Annotated in this window: 11 protein-coding genes and 1 pseudogene; 4 read left to right on the top strand and 8 right to left on the bottom strand. The window is 63.3% G+C overall.

Annotated elements, in window-relative coordinates; all coding sequences use genetic code 11:
* The first annotated feature begins 103 nt into the window (after positions 1–103).
* A complete protein-coding gene (locus tag A9J21_RS08805; protein WP_066734252.1) occupies positions 104–562 on the top strand; it encodes a DUF3597 domain-containing protein in 459 nt (152 codons plus the stop codon).
* Positions 563–771: 209 nt separating this feature from the next.
* On the opposite strand, the gene A9J21_RS08800 is transcribed toward A9J21_RS08805, so the two are convergent.
* The 3 genes from A9J21_RS08800 to A9J21_RS08790 form a co-directional block, all read right to left on the bottom strand.
* Positions 772–2976 (bottom strand): amylo-alpha-1,6-glucosidase, encoded by a 2205-nt coding sequence (locus tag A9J21_RS08800; protein WP_066734168.1) that lies wholly within the window; start codon positions 2974–2976, stop codon positions 772–774.
* A 16-nt stretch (positions 2977–2992) separates the two neighbouring features.
* Positions 2993–4084: a glycosyltransferase family 4 protein gene (locus A9J21_RS08795; protein ID WP_082926314.1), complete on the bottom strand. Its 1092-nt coding sequence runs from the start codon at positions 4082–4084 to the stop codon at positions 2993–2995.
* A gap of 348 nt (positions 4085–4432) precedes the next feature.
* The gene (locus A9J21_RS08790; RefSeq protein ID WP_066734159.1) at positions 4433–5656 is read right to left on the bottom strand and encodes an MFS transporter; all 1224 of its coding nucleotides are present in this window, start codon (positions 5654–5656) and stop codon (positions 4433–4435) included.
* A 76-nt stretch (positions 5657–5732) separates the two neighbouring features.
* On the opposite strand from A9J21_RS08790, the gene A9J21_RS08785 reads away from it, so the two are divergent.
* Complete coding sequence (locus A9J21_RS08785) at positions 5733–6767, top strand: AraC family transcriptional regulator (RefSeq protein WP_066734156.1); 1035 nt, start codon at positions 5733–5735, stop codon at positions 6765–6767.
* Here A9J21_RS08785 and A9J21_RS08780 read toward each other — a convergent pair.
* The 5 genes from A9J21_RS08780 to A9J21_RS08760 form a co-directional block, all read right to left on the bottom strand.
* Positions 6754–7716: a tripartite tricarboxylate transporter substrate binding protein gene (locus A9J21_RS08780; RefSeq protein WP_156545755.1), complete on the bottom strand. Its 963-nt coding sequence runs from the start codon at positions 7714–7716 to the stop codon at positions 6754–6756. The genes A9J21_RS08785 and A9J21_RS08780 overlap by 14 nt on opposite strands.
* 72 nt (positions 7717–7788) lie before the next feature.
* Positions 7789–8493 carry a 3-oxoacid CoA-transferase subunit B gene (locus tag A9J21_RS08775; RefSeq protein ID WP_066734150.1) on the bottom strand — a complete coding sequence of 235 codons (705 nt, stop codon included), beginning with the start codon at positions 8491–8493 and terminating at the stop codon, positions 7789–7791.
* Entirely contained in the window at positions 8483–9166 is a 684-nt protein-coding gene (locus A9J21_RS08770; protein ID WP_066734147.1) for a 3-oxoacid CoA-transferase subunit A, read from the bottom strand. Before A9J21_RS08770 ends, A9J21_RS08775 begins: the two co-directional genes overlap by 11 nt.
* A gap of 28 nt (positions 9167–9194) precedes the next feature.
* Positions 9195–10181 carry a tripartite tricarboxylate transporter substrate binding protein gene (locus tag A9J21_RS08765; protein WP_066734144.1) on the bottom strand — a complete coding sequence of 329 codons (987 nt, stop codon included), beginning with the start codon at positions 10179–10181 and terminating at the stop codon, positions 9195–9197.
* A 353-nt stretch (positions 10182–10534) separates the two neighbouring features.
* A complete protein-coding gene (locus A9J21_RS08760; protein ID WP_231906861.1) occupies positions 10535–11335 on the bottom strand; it encodes a lysophospholipid acyltransferase family protein in 801 nt (266 codons plus the stop codon).
* 697 nt (positions 11336–12032) lie between these two features.
* On the opposite strand from A9J21_RS08760, the gene A9J21_RS08755 reads away from it, so the two are divergent.
* Together A9J21_RS08755 and A9J21_RS08750 are read left to right on the top strand one after the other, a co-directional pair.
* A complete protein-coding gene (locus A9J21_RS08755) occupies positions 12033–13472 on the top strand; it encodes a type VI secretion system Vgr family protein (RefSeq protein ID WP_082926312.1) in 1440 nt (479 codons plus the stop codon).
* A gap of 211 nt (positions 13473–13683) precedes the next feature.
* Positions 13684–15897, top strand: a pseudogene (locus A9J21_RS08750) (Tn3 family transposase); the annotation flags it as partial.
* Positions 15898–16278: the final 381 nt, after the last annotated feature.

The following is a 16278-nucleotide window of genomic DNA, read 5'->3' as shown; positions in this document are numbered from 1 at the left end:
TTCATCAGACGCCCATCGGGATGTTGTCGACCGACCAGTCGTGCGTGCCTTGGGAACGGAAATTGCACCGTCGTAAAACTTTGAACTTGGCATGGAGATCGCAATGAGCATTTTCAAAGACATCGTGAACAAGCTGCTTCACAAAGGGCAGGCTGCGTCCTCGCAGGCCACCACGCCCACGACAGACTCCTCGTCCACGGCTAACGCGAAAGCTTCGCCGACCACTGCAGCCCCAACGTCTACGGCGCCACCCGCAGCGGCTGCGCAGACGGCCGGGTCGGGGGGCGGTCAACAGCCACTCTCCCAGGTCGATGTGCAGGCGGTAATGGACAAGGCAGCCAGCGAAACGGGTCAAACGCTGAACTGGCGAACCTCCATTGTCGATACGCTGAAGGCGTTGGGGGTGGATAGCAGTCTGGACAACCGAAAAGCGCTCGCAAAGGAATTGCACTACGACGGCGACATGAATGACTCTGCGGCAATGAACACGTGGCTACACAAGCGTGTCATGCAGGAGTTGGCGGTGAATGGAGGAAAGCTGCCGAAGGACCTGACAGACTAAGAGGCATTGCGCGGCGGGGGAAGCCAAGGACATCAGGAATGGACGACGCACGTGGAGTAGCCGCATTCCCCCGGCTCTCCACCGCGGCGCTGTCACCAGCCGATGGCGGGGCGCGCGCTGATGTCTGCCCCAGTCTGCACGCAGGTTGTGCCGGCCAACCGCTGCCTGCGGTCGAATTTCGACGCTGACTTATGCTGATCTTAGGCTGCTCAGTTCGTGGTAGTGACCACCACACTCCCGCGGCGGTCCAGAACGCTGACCATTACGCTTCCGGCGGCGCGCTTGAGCAGAACATCTGCCGATTGGCTGCCAAGCGCCAATCCATACAGAGCCACTTCGTCCATGAAATCAGGAAGCCGCGGATGTTGAAACCTGATCTCGCCGGCGGCAAGGTCAAAGTCGAGTCCCAGGCAGGACTGCAACAACGATAGAGGTGTCGCGGCAGCCCATGCTTGTGGACTGCAAGCCACCGGATATAGCGTTGGCCCGCGATTGCGCCGGCGCGCGAAACCACAGAAGAGTTCCGGCAACCGGCGCAGGTCAATATGCGTCGCGGCAGCGAACAAACCGTCGAAGATGCCCAGGGCGGCACCGTGCATCCCGTAGCGCGCGAACCCTGCTGCAACGATGGCATTGTCGTGGGGCCACACCGAGCCATTGTGATAGCTCATGGGGTTGTAGCGTGTCTCCGTCGAGGCGACGGTTCGAACACCCCAGCCGGAGAACGAGGCGCTTCCCATGAGTGCCGCCGCAACCGACGCGGCGCGTTCCGGCAAGGCGATGCCGGTGTACAACGCGTGGCCTGCGTTGGAAGTTCGCACGCGGCAAGGCTTCTTGTCGCCATCCAGCGCCAATGCGTAGGTGCCGAGTTCGGGATCGAAGAATGCCTGGTCGAATCGCTCGCGCAGACGCTGTGCTTTCGCCTCAAGCGCCGTGGCGCGTTGGCCATGTCCAAGATGGCGCGCAATGCTGGCCGCGGCCATCCACGCACCGTAGACGTACGCCTGGACTTCCACCAGGGCAATGGGCCCTTGTGCGAGCGTGCCATCCTTGTGGAAGATTGAATCGCGGCTGTCCTTCCACCCTTGGTTGAGCAACCCGTCGGCCGAATACCGGCCGTACTCTACAAAGCCATCGCCGTCCCGGTCGCCGTAGTCGTCGATCCACTGGAGCGCAGCTTCGATATGCGGCCACAGCGCTTGTACCGTAGCGTGGTCGTGGGTGCGGTCCATATAGGCACCTGCCAGCAAGATGAACAGTGGCGTGGAATCGATGCTGCCGTAGTAACGTCGGAACGGCACTTCACCGAGATTGGCCATTTCTCCCTGACGGCTTTCATGCAGGATCTTTCCGGGTTCCGCGTCCGCCGCCGGGTCCACGGTCGTGGCCTGATTTGCGGCCAGATAGCAAAGCACGCCGCGTGCGATGTCGGGATCCAGCCAGAGGGTTTCGAGTGCCGTGATCAGTGCATCGCGGCCGAAGAAGGTGCTGAACCAGGGGATCCCGGCATACGGATACGGGCCGTACGACGTCCGGGTGCTCAGCATATAGAGGTCCGAGACGCTCCGGCCTGCAGCCTCGTTGAATATGTCATTGGAGGTGACTATCGTTGCCGCGCGGCTGGAGAGCGATTGCAGGGAGCGGCGCGCGGCGCGCAGTGCCGTGGGAAACGCCCGGCGTGGCGAACGGCCGTCACTGCGGGCGCTGGCGCAGCAGATTTCGATATACAGCAAGTGGGTCTTTAGCGGCGGCAGTTCCAGTTCGAACACCGCCTCGTTCTCGGTCAGGCGCGTGGGGGGTGGGTCGAAGCAAAGCTGGGTGGTGCGCTCGTATCCGTCCAGGCCCGTATAGGCAAGAGTGACTCCACATGCGTCCATGGCTGTGGCTTGCATCTTGCCACGCATCGCGCGGCGGGCGCCTCGCACTTCGAACAGGTCGGCGAAGTCTGCGGCAAAGGCCAGCTCGATCGTGATGCGGCGGGGTAGTTCGTCATAGTTTCTCAAGGCCAGGCGTTCGTAGCACGTTCCGTCCCAAAGAAATCTCGAGCGTCGCAGATGAATCAGATCGTGAACCATTGTCAGCCGTCCGCCGGCATCGAAGAGATCAGGATTCGTCAGGTCAAAGGTGAGCGCGGCATTGTCGTCGCGCAGCACGGAACTGAGCAGGATCGGACACCAGCCGCCAAAAGTGAGGTGGAAGTGCGAGAGGTGACGGGTATCCCGGTAGTACAGGCCATCCGAGCCACCTCCGCCCGATACGGCGTCGCCACGCTGGTCGAATACCGCAAAGATGTCGCCGTGCTTGAGCGTACGGGTGTGGCCTTCCCGCAGGGAGCGCGAGGCCGCAACGATGATGGGTGCGGCGGCGGAAGCGTCCGGGACCTGATTTGCGCCGTCTTCCGGAGTATCTAGCATCGTTTGCTCCCCAGGATCAGGCCGCGAGGCCAGCGATTGCGGGCGAGGCCGGATACTCCACCTGTCCGGCAGGTTCCGGGGCGTGTTTGGTGCAGTTGTAGAGCGTAATGTAGTCGTTCGCCATGCGCGTCGCGCTGAATCGCCGGACAAAGGTGCGACGGACACCAGAGCGATCGATCTGGTGTATGTGACGGACAGCGTCCACCGCCTCATCCATGGAATCGACGATGAAGCCCGTCACGCCGTCGTCCACCACTTCCGGCACTGAACCGCAACGGAAAGCGACCACGGGCGTTCCGCATGCCATCGACTCGATCATGGCCAGGCCGAAAGGCTCGGGCCAGTCGATCGGGAACAGCAAGGCCAGGGCGTCACCAAGGAACGCGGCTTTTTCACGTTCGCCGATCTCGCCCAGGTATTCGATATTCCGGTGGCGCCTGATCAGCGGTGCGATCGTTGTGTCCCAATAGGCGCGGTCAACCGCGTCTACCTTGGCTGCAATCCTGAGCGTCATCCCTGCACGTACGGCAATCTCGATGGCGCGGTCGGGGCGCTTTTCCGGAGATATCCGGCCGAGGAATGCAAGATAACCTCCACGCGGCACGGGACGGAACGCCAGCGAGCCTTCCGGTATCCCATGGTAGACATTGCCCACCCACGCGACCGGCGGCATGGGCAGGCGTTGGGCATGCGAGATTGACACAAGCGGCACATTGGAGAACTTCTCATAGAACGGCTTGAGGTCCGGCAAATCCAGGCGGCCGTGCAGCGTTGTGACCGTGCGCCGGGTTAGGCTCCGAACGAGTGGGAAATGCAACATCTCGGTGTGGAAGTGCAGCACATCGAACTCATCCGCCCGCCGGCAGACCTCATCAAGCATCATGATGTGATAGGGCAGGGGATCCCTGACAGCGGGGTTCGATCGTAGCGCGTGGCCGACGCAGTTGATCAGCCGGGCAGGCGTCGATGATCCACCGCAGGCGAACAACGTGACGTCATGACCCAGCAGGACAAGCTCATTGGTGAGGTAGGAGACGACGCGCTCGGTGCCGCCGTACAGTTTGGGGGGGCAACATTCATGCAGGGGGGCAATTTGCGCGATTCTCATTTTTGATGCCTCCCCGGTCCCTACCGTGCAGTTGATTGGGGAAGCACAGCAAGCGGCATGCCGCCCCTCGACCGCATGACTGCCCCTAGCACGCCCGCCCGGAAGGAAATCCCGGCAGCGAAAATTCTCCGAACTTTGTAAAGCTGGAAGGGGGTTAGGCGGAAAGCCTGTTGTACGTCACACGCACGGAAGCGTTTCCAGCCCCGGCGGGGATGCCACAGGCTTTGAGACGCGCTTTTGCATTTCGATTGCAGCGTCGTTGCCATCCGCTTGCTGGCGTGAACGGGACCATGGCGGCTATAGGCCGCTTTCTCCGAATCCCGCCTGGAAAGTGCGACGGTGACAGACTCAATGTAGTCCAGGCTCGATTAGCGCGGATACCGTGTCCACTCGTCGCGGCACGCCCGTCGCGATCGTCGCAACCGCGATGGCCAGCACGATGGCGGCCCCGACGAACACACCCGTGGCGCCGTTTGCATCAAACACGACGCCGCCCGCCGCCGCACCGGTCGCGATCGCGAGCTGCACGGCCGCGACGATCAGGCCACCAGCGCTCTCGGCTTCATCGGGTACGGTGCGCGTGACCCATGTCGACCATGCGACCGGCACGCCGCCGAACGCCATGCCCCACAGCGCCACGAGCACCGCATCGATCATTGGCGCGCGGCCGAGCACTACGAGCCCGATGCCGAGCACGACCATCAGCGCGGGCATTGCGATCAGCATCGGCCGCAGCCGGTTTTCGAGCACACGGCCGGCGAGCGACGTGCCGACGAAGTTCGCGACGCCGTAGCCGAGCAGAATCGCCGAGAGCCCGTTTACTCCAACGCCCGCCACCTGTTCGAGGAAGGGCCGCAGGTACGTAAAGAACGCGAAGTGTCCGGTGAACACGAGCGTGGTTGCGAACATTCCGAGGCCGACAGTCGGCCGGCGCAGCACGTCGATCAACGTGCGCAGGCGGGTCGTTCCGCTCGGCGGCATCGACGGCAGCGTCGCGACCTGCGATAGCAACGCGACGCCGCCAAGCGCGGCTGCTAACAGGAACACGTTGCGCCAGCCGATCAGATGACCGAAATAGCTACCCAGCGGGGCAGCGGCGATCGTCGCGACGGCCACGCCGCTGAAAATAATCGACAACGCGCGCGGCACCATCGCAGCAGGCACGAGCCGCATTGCGGTGGCCGTTGCCATCGTCCAGAAGCCTCCGAGCGCGATGCCAAGTACAACGCGGCCGATCAGAATCGTCGTGAGGTTGGTCGCAAACGCAACCGCGAGATTCGACGCGACCAATAACATCGAAAACGCCAGCAGCACGCGCCGCCGGTCGATCGTACGCGTCACGGCGGCGGTCAGCAGGCTTGCAACGAGCGCAACCATTGCGGTGGCCGTCACCGTTTGCCCGGCGACACCTTCGGTCACGCCGAGGCTGTCGGCCATCGGTGTGAGCAGGCTCGCGGGCAGGAATTCGGCCGTGACGAGGCCGAACACGCCTAGCGCCATTGCAAAGACCGCGCCCCAGGCGGGTTCGCTGGGGGCCGCTTGCGGAGCGGCTTTGGAAGTTCCGGGACTCATGCGTCGTTCCATATCAGGAAAAATCGAGAAAAGTGCCAATGACGGCGTATCGTAAGCAGCGATGGCAGGACGGTATATGACATACAATCCGCAATCATTGATCAATCGTCCGGATACGATGTCCGCTTCCCTTCCTGCTTACGTTCCCGACGTGCGCGACCTCGTCAGCGAGCTGCTGCTGGGGATGCGCCTGAGCGGCGTCCAGTATCGCCGTATCCAGATCCCGCGACCGTTCGGGTTGAGCTTCGGCCACGTCCCGGGACGCGCGCAGTTCCATTTCGTCGGGCGCGGGCCAGTGCTGCTGCGCGACGCGGCGGGCGCAACGATGACGCTTGAAACCGGTGACGCGATCCTGCTACCGCGCGGCAGCATGCACACACTTGTGTCCGATCCTGACGCCCCGTGTCGTCCCATCGGTGCCTTCGAGAGCGCGAGGATCTGCGACTCGGTCGCGTCGGTCGGTACGCCGCCGCCCTGCGCGAAAAGCGATCCGACGGTGGGCGAGGCGCTGATCTTCAGCGCGTGCATGGAGTTTGATCTTGGCGGCATGCAGCCGCTCGTCGGCACGATGCCGGAGTTCATGCACGTCGGCACATTGCTCGCGCGCTACCCCGAAATCCGCCCGATGCTCGATGCGATGGAGCGCGAAGCCTGCTCCGAGCGCGCAGGCTTCGCGGGCATCCTCGCGCGGCTCGCAGACGTAGTCGCCTCGTTCATCGTGCGGGGCTGGGTCGAGTGCGGCTGCGGCGACGCGACGGGCTGGGTGCAAGCATTGCTCGATCCGAAGCTCGGCCGTGCGATCGTCGCGCTGCATCGCGATCCGGGCCGAAACTGGAGCGTCGCGGAATTGGCCGCCGAAGCGGGCGTGTCGCGCTCGGTGTTCGCCGAGCGATTTCTCGCTGCGACCGGGATGACGCCCGTGCGCTACGTGACCGAACTGAGGATGCGGCTCGCCGCGCAATGGATCGCACGCGATCGCGAGGCGATCGAAGCCGTTGCGTACCGGCTCGGCTACGGGTCGCTCGCCGCGTTCAGCCGCGCATTCAAGCGGGTGGTCGGGCGGCCACCGGGGGCGGTACGCGCGGATGCCGGCCAGACTACTCCAGCTTGACCCCCGCACCGGTCACCACTTTGTTCCAGCGGACGAGTTCTGCCTCGATGTGGGCGCCGAGCGCCGACGGCGTCGAGCCCACGGGCTCATAGCCATTGGCCGCGATCTGCGCACGCAGATCGGGCTGGGCCAGTACGGCGGCAATTTCGCTGCTGAGCTTGTCGACGACGTCGCGTGGTGTGCCGGCCGGCGCCAGGATGGCGTACCACCCGTTGATATCGAAGCCGGGAACGCCGGCTTCGGCCAGTGTGGGCACGTCGGGTGCCATGGCCGCGCGTTTGGCACTGGTGACGGCCAGCGCGCGCATCTTGCCCGCGCGGATCTGCGGCATCGACGTGGAAATGCTGTCGAACGTCAGCTGGATGTCGCCCGCCAACATGGCATTTACCACCTGCGCGCTGCCCTTGTAAGGCACGTGCGTCATCTTCACGCCCGTCATTGAATCGAACAGTTCACCGGCCAGGTGTCCCGTATTGCCGTTGCCGGCAGAGCCGAACGTGATCTTGCCGGGGGTGGCCCTGGCCTGCGCAATCAACTCGGCCACGTTGCGTGCCTGCAATGACTGGCTGCTGGCCAGGATCAGCGGCAGGTTGGCCACCAGAGAAACCGGCGCAAAGTCCTTGCGCGTGTCGTATGGCAGCTTTGGATACAGGCTGGGATTGATGGCGTGCGCGGCGAGCACCATGATCAGCGTATAGCCGTCCGGTTTGCTGCGTGCCAATGTTTGCGAGGCAATCGTGCCGCCGGCACCGGGACGGTAGTCGAGCACGATCGGTTGCCCCAGCCGCTCTTGCAGCTTCGCGCTCAGCGGGCGCGCCAGCAGGTCGGCACTGCCGCCGGGAGGATAGGGAATCAATAGCTGGATCGGCTTGACCGGCCATGCGTCGGCGGCGTGCGCGATACGCGGTCCGGCCGTCGCCAACGCCGTCGCCAACAGCGCGCCAAGCATCATTGTTGCCGTGGCGCGCGGCTTGCGAATGGTTCTTGTTGTCATAGTGTCTCCCCTCGGTGAGCGGCCGTGTCAGCGGCCTGTGCGCAGCACGCGATGATCATTGGCCAGCTTCAGTGGCGCGGCTGACAATGCCTGGACTGCCTCGAACGAAACCCCTTCGACCAGTCCGGTCACCATCAGGCCGCCACCAGGCTGTACGTCGATCACGGCCAGATCCGTGTAGATGCGATCCACCACGCCCAGGCCAGTCAGCGGATAGCTGCAGTCCGTCACGATCTTTGGCTGTCCGTCACGGGTCACGTGTTCCATCATTACGAACAGCTTTCCGGCTCCCACGACGAGGTCCATCGCTCCGCCCACGGCGGGAATGGCATCGGGCTCGCCCGTCGACCAGTTGGCGAGATCGCCGCCGGCCGATACCTGGAAGCCGCCCAGTACCGTGATGTCGATATGGCCGCCGCGCATCATCGCGAACGACACCGCGTGGTCCGAGATCGAGGCGCCGGCCAGCAGGCCTATGGGCTCCTTGCTGGCGTTGATCAGGTCGGGGTCGTTTGCACCATGGCGAATGACCGGGCCCATGCCGAGGATGCCGTTCTCGCTGTGCAGCACGATCTCGCGGCTTTCGGGCAACTGGTCAGACACCAGCGTGGGCATGCCGATGCCAAGGTTGACCACGCTGCCGTCGGGAATGTCGTGCGCAACGACACGAGCGATCTGCATGCGCGACAGGCGCGGCAACGCATCGGCACGGATGGAGGCGTCATGCGGCATGCTGAACTCCCGGATCGGCCAGCACCACGGCCTGGACGAAGATGCCAGGCGTCATCACGTGCTGCGGTGGCATCTCGCCCAACGGCACGATATCGTCCACCTGGACGATGGTGTGGCGCGCGGCCGTGCACATCACCGGCCCGAAATTACGGCCCGCGTAGCGATAGGTCAGGTTGCCCCACCGATCGGCGCGGTGCGCCTTGACCAGTGCGAAGTCGCCATGCAGCGGTTGTTCCAGCACGTAGCCCGTGCCGTCGATCATGCGAGTCTCCTTGCCCTGGGCCAGCGCCGTGCCGTAGGCGGTGGGCGTGAAGAAGGGGCCCAGCCCCGCGCCGGCAGCGCGCATGCGTTCCACCAGCGTGCCCTGCGGCACGCATTCCAGCGCCACCCTGCCCGCGCGATAGGCCTCGATAAAGGCTTCGGCATTGTTTGAACGCGGGTGCGAGCAGATGACCTTGCGCACGCGGCCCGCGCGAATCAGCGCGGCAATGCCAGTGTCGCCATTGCCCGCGTTGTTGTTGACGATGGTGAGGTCGCGCGCACCGTGCGCGAGCAGGGCGTCGAGCAGGACGCCGGGAATGCCCGAGCCGCCGAAGCCGCTGACCAGCACCGTGGCGCCATCGCCAATGCCTGCCACCGCCGCTTCCAGCGACGGGACGATCTTGTCGATCATGAAAGCTCCTGAGGCGCCCGTTGGCGGCTTATTGCTGCGGAATGCCGGTGTCCTTGACCACGCGCGCCCAGCGCTGGCGTTCCTGGTCGATGAACTGGCCAAAGTGCTCGGGCGTGTCGCCGCCCGCCTGACCGCCCAGTTCGGCCAGCCGCGCCTTGACCTGCGGCTCGGCCAGCGCCGTCGCGGCTGCCTTGTGCAACTGGGCTATCACGGCCGGCGGCGTGCCGGCACGGGCGACCAGCCCAAACCACGCGGTGACCTGGAAGTCGTCGAAGCCAGCTTCCTTCATGGTGGGCACGTCGGGCAGTTCGGCCGCGCGCGCGGCGCTGGTTACGGCCAGCGCACGCAGCTTGCCCGCCTGGATATGCGGCAGCGAGCTGGGCAGGTTATCGACCATCATGGTCACCTGGCCCGCCACCAGATCGGCCACGGCGGGTGCCGCGCCTTTATAGGGTACGTGGATGATGTCGATGCCGGCACGCTTGCGGAACAGCTCGCCAGACAGGTGCACGGACTGGCCCGTACCGGAGGAACCGAACGACAACTGGCCGGGCTGCGCTTTCGCCAGCGCCACCAGTTCCGCCACGTTGTGCGCGGGCACCTTGGGGTTGACCACCAGCACATTGGGGACCGACACCACCAGGGTGATCGGCGTGAAATCCTGCGGCTTGTATGGCAGTTGCCGATAGAGGGCGTAATTGATGGCGTTCGGGCCGATATTACCCATCATGATCGTGTAGCCATCGGCGGGCGCCTGCAGCAGTGCCTGCGATCCGATGATGCCGGCGCCGCCGGCGCGGTTGTCCACGACAACGGGCTGGCCCAGGATCTCGCTCATGCGCTTGCCCACGAGCCGCGCCGCGATATCGGTGGTGCCCCCCGCGGCGGTGGGCACGATCAGCCGGATGGGCCGGTCGGGCCAGGCCGCCTGCGCGCTGCCCGCCATGCCGAAAGAGAAAGCCGTGGCCGCCACCCATGCGGCCGCCAGACGGGGAATCCCCATCGTCTTGGTCATTCATGTCTCCTTGTGCGGCGCTGGCCCGCCGGGCTGCGGCGGTGCTTGCCGTCGTTTTTCTGACATCGTGATGCGCGATCTACGATAGGCTCGTGACCCGGACAAGGGAATTCATGATTCACAAAACTGGGCTTCGCGTTCGTGGAAGGCGGTACGCGCGATGCGGGTCAGGGATGGCCGGAGGCGGACGCCATTGGCCTGAAGCCGTCCAGATACGGTTATCGGCCCAGGGCGCCTGACTGACAGGATTCGGTCGGCGTGACAACCACCACCGAAGCCGACGCTGCCCAAACCATGCCGCCGATGGTGATCACCAGTCCGGCTCAGGAAGCGCGGACGCTGTGGCGGCGCGCTTATTTGGCTGGCCGAGGCGGCGCGCCTTGGGGCGCCTTGTAGCGGTTGTAGCTCCAAAGGTATTGTTCGGGAAACCGGCGGATCAGCGTTTCCATCGCGCCGTTGAGCAGGGCCGCCTGAGCTGCGGGTTGATCCGGCATCTCGCCGGGCAGGCGCATCAGGTGCAGGCGCCATCCGCGCCCGCGTGGCAGGCGCTCGCCCGACGCGAGGATCACCGCCACTTTGGCCTGCGCCGCCAGTTTGCCCGGCAGCGTCATGGTGAATGCCTGCCGGCCAAAGAAGGGCACCCATACGCCCTCGCCAAGGCTCGGTGCCTGGTCGGGCAACAGGCCCACCGCGCCGCCTTGACGCAGCGCCCGCATGAAGGCGCGCACGCCTTGCGAAGAGGCGGGTACCGCGGTCAGATCAGAGGTGGAACGGGCGCTGTCCATCAGCGCCCGCAGATATTCCTTGTGGGGCGTACGGAACATCACAGTGAGCGGCATCCGCCTGGCGGCGTAGCGTGCCGTGATCTCGAAGCTGCCCAGGTGTGGGGTCAGGAACAAGATGCCCTTGCCCTCGGCGCGGGCGGTGTCGACCACGTCCCAGTCGTCGCAGATCACGCGCGCGATACTGTCGTCATTGCGAAACCAGATGCGACAGGTTTCGAGGATCATGGCGCCGGCTTCTGCGGCAGAGCGGCGCGCAAAGCTGGCATCCGGATAGCCGGCCTGCGCGGCATTTTCCTGCAGACGCTGCCGATATCGGCCGGGCAAGGCGTAGACGAGACGGCCTAGCGCACGGCCGGTGGCCTGCAGCACGGGCAGGGGTAGCACCGCCAGCGCGCGGCAAAGTGCTGGCAGCCAGTGAGATCGAGTGTTGGAGTCCAAGACCGTGGCGAAACTGGGATCGCGTCTTTTGTGAGTACGGGACGGTGTTTTTACCGCAGCCTGCCGCGCGGATAAACCTCTACGTTGGAAAAGACTGTTGCGCGGCATGGATATAGTGCGCCTGCCGGCGGCATGGCGCGAGGGCGAGCGGCGCAACGCTGAACGATGCCATGTGCGCTGGATCACATTCTGAGGTGCTGTACCGTCCCTCAATTGCGCCGCACCGGTGTACGAGCCTGTCTTCCGCCCCCCACGCCCCGACTCGAGGCCTGGGGCGCTCGCATTCTGGCGGATTTCGCAATCATTGACACTTTTAAGGCGCGTCTACAGATAGCAATGCCTCTGCTGGGCAGAGGGCGCCTGATCTCCCTATGTCTGCCGCGCCGACCTCGACCTCGACCTCGACCTCGACCTGCATGTGACCACGTCACGCTCAATTGAAAGGGTCGCTTAACTTCGTTTTCGGAGACGTTAAGCACAATTTCAGACAAATCCTATATCCCATGGACGCTCCGTTTGCGAGTATTCGACGAGGATTATTGGACCCATGGTCGCCACCTATTGCCGCACCACGGAGGTCCATCCGTCGTTCCGTTCGATGTGTATTCCTTTCCCTGGAGTTTGATTCATGGGTGGTCGTGACCGTTCTCCGCTGTTCTCGTCCCGCACCGTCACGGTGTCTGGCGCAGGACTGCCGGAGTTGCTGGGCCAGCCGCTGCTGGTGTTCTCAAGGCTCTCCGGCAGGGAGGGCATCAATACCCTCTTCGAATACGAGCTGGTTTTGAAGACGCCCGATGACCGCAACGTCATCTATGGCCCCGCAGGTAACTTCGACACGGAGGCCATGCAGGGCAAGGAGTTGACGGTCACCATCGAGTTGGACGGCAACGGTTTCGGGCTGGACGGCGGTTTCGGCAAAGGCGAGCGCGAGATCACGGGCGTGGTCACGGATGTGCGAGGGCCGTTCTATGCCGGCAACGGGCAGCACATTGCCTACAGACTCACGCTGAGGCCGTGGCTGTTTCTGGCAACGCTGACCACCGACTACCGGATCTTCCAGAACAAGACGGTTCTTGAGATCGCCGAGGAGCTGCTCAGCAAGTACACCTTCCCGGTCGAGCGACGGATTGCCACCCACGTGTTTCCACGAAGGGAATATCAGGTCCAGTTTGGCGAGACGGACTACGCGTTCCTGTGCCGCATCCTCGCCGAGTGGGGAATCAATTTTCACTTCGAACACAGCGACGGCTTCCACCGTCTGGTGCTGACCGAAGGTAACGGCGCGTTCCAAAGCATGCCAAGCCCCGCGTACCAGACCATTAGCTGGTACCCATCCTCCGACCGGGTGGACGAGGAACATCTTTACGAATTCGAAGTCCACGACCGGTTGGTGAGCGGCGCCTGGATGCACGACGACTACGATTTCAACCAACCACGTGCCGACTTGGGAGTGTGGACCAAGGACCCGCGCAACACCAGCCACGCTACGCAACAAATCTATGCCTGGCCGGGCGACCACAGTCAGCCCAAGACCGGCAACGACGCGCGACAGGAGGGCGACATGCTTGCCCGCATTCGTATGGAATCCCTGCGACAGCATGGCGTGCGGGCACGAGGCAAGGGGAATCTGCGCTGCATGGTGCCGGGCCACACTTTCGCCCTCGAACGCTTTCTGCAAACCAAGGCGAACCGGGAGTACATCGTCTATGCCACGCACCTCCTGATCGAGGACGTCGGCGAGGTCACCGGCGCGGGACAATGGCGCTGCGAGGTCGAATTCGAGGCGCAGCCCAGCAATGAACTGTTCCGCCCGGAATGGCATGCGAAGCCCCTGGCTGCAGGCTATCAGTATGCGCGCGTGGTTGGCCCCGAGAATCAGGAAATCTGGTGCGACGATCTGGGGCGTGTCAAGGTCCAATTTCCTTGGGACCGCTACGGAAAGAACAACGAGAACAGTTCGTGCTTCCTGCGTACCGCCGACTCGGCATCAGGCCAGCGATTCGGCAGCACTTTCGTGCCGCGCATCGGACAAGAGGTGCTGGTGGCGTTCATGAAGGCGTCCCCTTGATTCCCGTGCAGTTTACCGGGGTAGCCACCCCTAGCATCCACGCGGGTTTCCGGGCAGCGGCCCACAGGATAGTCATGTAAATCAATGGGTTGCTGACTCATGATTTTGGCTACCGGAAGTTACGCATGAGGCATGTATTTGGCGTCTCATTGCGTCTCAGCCTTCTTACCGCTAATCTCGGCGGTCCGTCTACCGCTTGGGAGAAAGCGCGATGGATCACTGGCAACTGGCGTATCTCGGCATGCGACAGATGCCGCGCGAGCTCAGCGAGTTCGAGCTCGCCACCTTCTTCACTTTCTCCCCCAAGGAGCGCGCCCTGATCGACGCGCGGCGCAGTCACCTGTATCGGCTCGCCTGTGCCGTCCATATCGGCTTTGTCCGTATGACGGGGCGCACCCTTGACGCCTCCAAGCAGGTTCCGAAATTTCTCTGGGCATATGTTGGCGCCCAACTGGGCATCACCCCACCGGATATGGGTACGCTGAGCGCCCTGTATGACGGGCGCACCGACACGCTGGTGGACCATCAAATCCTCGCCTATCAGGCGCTCGGTTTCAGCCCGTTGGCCGAGCATCAGCGACGCTACGTGATGCGCTGGCTCAAGGAGCGATTGGCGGGACAGCCCAATCGCAGTGACATGCTGCACGAGCTGAAGCGGTGGCTGTACGAACATCGTGTTCTGATTCCGCATGACCGTGCGCTGAAACGCCTCATCAGCCAGGCAGTGGAGATTTCCGAGGCGTCATTGACCGACGCGTTGGTGCTCGCCTATGGCGAGGCACCGCTTGATGCATGGAGTGCCTTGCTACCTCGCCCGGAAGGCAATCAAGCAAGCCTGCAGCAATGGCTGTGGGCGGTTCCGTTGCGCAGTTCCACGCATCAAATGGGGGAGCTGTTTGACAAGATCGAGCGGCTGTACAAGTTGGGGATCCAACATCGCTGGCCGGCGGTCTGCAATGAGGCGGTGGTACGACACTACGCGCGACGTTGCGCCAATCGACCGGCCTCGATTAGCAAACGCGTGGTGCAGCAATCCCGCCGCCTGGAGTCCGCTTGCTTTTTGCGCTATGCCTTGTGTGCTGCCACGGACCAGATGTCGTCCATGCTGCGTCATTGGATTCGCAAATCCGTCAACGACGCCGGACGACTCATCGACGCCGGCCGACCGGATCCAGGTATCAAGCTGCGAGAGTTTGCTGCAGCCGTCAAAGGGCTCATCGCGGATGACACGCTCACGCGAGATGCGCTCTGCCAACAGTTAAATGCGTTGGCCGACGCCGCAACCAGCCAGCAGCATCTGCGAAGCCGTGCTGGCATGATCCGCGAGCAACTGCTGTTGCGGCATCGGCTTGCCAGAGCATTGCTGGCAAGGTTGGTCGGGTTGCCATTCGCCACGCAGTCCGCCCATCCAGCGGTAGAGGCGATGGAGATCTTACGCAATCTCTATGCGCGAAGGGCCGACTGGCTACCCCATCGGGTGACTGTGCGTTTCGGGCGAGCCTGGCAGCCAATACTGGAGGGACAGGACCGTAAGCGAGCGCTGGCCGCCTTCGAATGGGGAACGCTGTTTGCTCTGCGGGTTGCGCTACGAAATGGCTCAGTATTCCTCGATCACAGCTTTGCCTTCCGCAGCCAGGCAACCATGCTGATCTCCAGCCAGGATTGGCAGGCGCGGCGCAACCACTTCTATGGGCATCTCAAACTGCCGCAGGACGCAAGAACATTCTTAGAACCTGTGGTCGCGCACCTGGATGCAGGGCTCACTCGCCTGCGCGATGCGGCCGTGCGGGGCGAGTTGAAGATCGATAGTGCCATCCATGTCGATCCACTCAAGGCGAAGCGGACCGAAGCATCGGTTGAAGCGTTGCGGCGCGCGCTGTTTGACAGGCACCCAGAAGGACAATTGCCCGAGATCCTTCTGGAAATCGACAGCCACACCCATTTCAGTTGGCTATTGCTGGGCAGAGAGCCATATTCCCGCGGTGAGTTGCTCATGGTCTACGCCGCAGTGCTTGCCCATGGGACCTCGATGTCTGCCGCGGACATTGCCCGCATGGTGCCGGAACTGTCATCAAGCGCGATTCGCCAGATGATGCAACGTATCGCGGACGAGCGGAAACTGCGAAAAGCCGCTGATGCAGTGCTTGCCTTCATGCATCAGCATCCCATCGCCCAGCATTGGGGGCGCGCCGAGTTGGCGTCATCGGACATGATGTCCCTGGAGACGACGCGCTCGGTCTGGCAAGCGCGGGCTGACCCGCGTCGGCGTACCGCGTCGATCGGGATGTACACCCACGTTCGCGACCAATGGGGCATCTTCTACGACCAGCCGATCCTCATGAATGAGAGACAAGCCGGCGCAGCCATCGAGGGCGTGATTCGTCAAAATGGCGGGGAAGACGTGACAGCGTTGGCCGCACTGACTGCGCGTCTTGACGTCCAGCGCTACTGACGAACCATCTCACGCAACTCGGCGTCGTTGGCACGACAGTCTGAAATGCGCCAGATTTGGCACCCGCAGGACGGCAACCGGGAAATTCGCAACCGCGCAGGACATTGATCTATAAGAGAAATCAAGGCCAGACCGCCAGATTTTGCGGGGAAAGTACGCAAGCAGCCAGGCATCGGCGAACTATCAATGGTCTGAGGTGCTCTGGACGGTGCGGCACAACGCAATCGCTCGATATGGCTAGCCTGCTTCTCAACGCCAATCGAAACTTGCAGTGTTGATTTGCACGGAAAACGGACCCAGCATTTGCATCGAAAATTGACCCACCCTGGGTTCATGCTTCGTCTTGAGGCGGTG

It is taken from the genome of Cupriavidus sp. D384 (assembly GCF_001652915.1).
GTDB lineage: Bacteria > Pseudomonadota > Gammaproteobacteria > Burkholderiales > Burkholderiaceae > Cupriavidus.
Note: the sequence above shows the minus strand (reverse complement) of the source record. Positions and strands in the feature narration are given on the sequence as shown.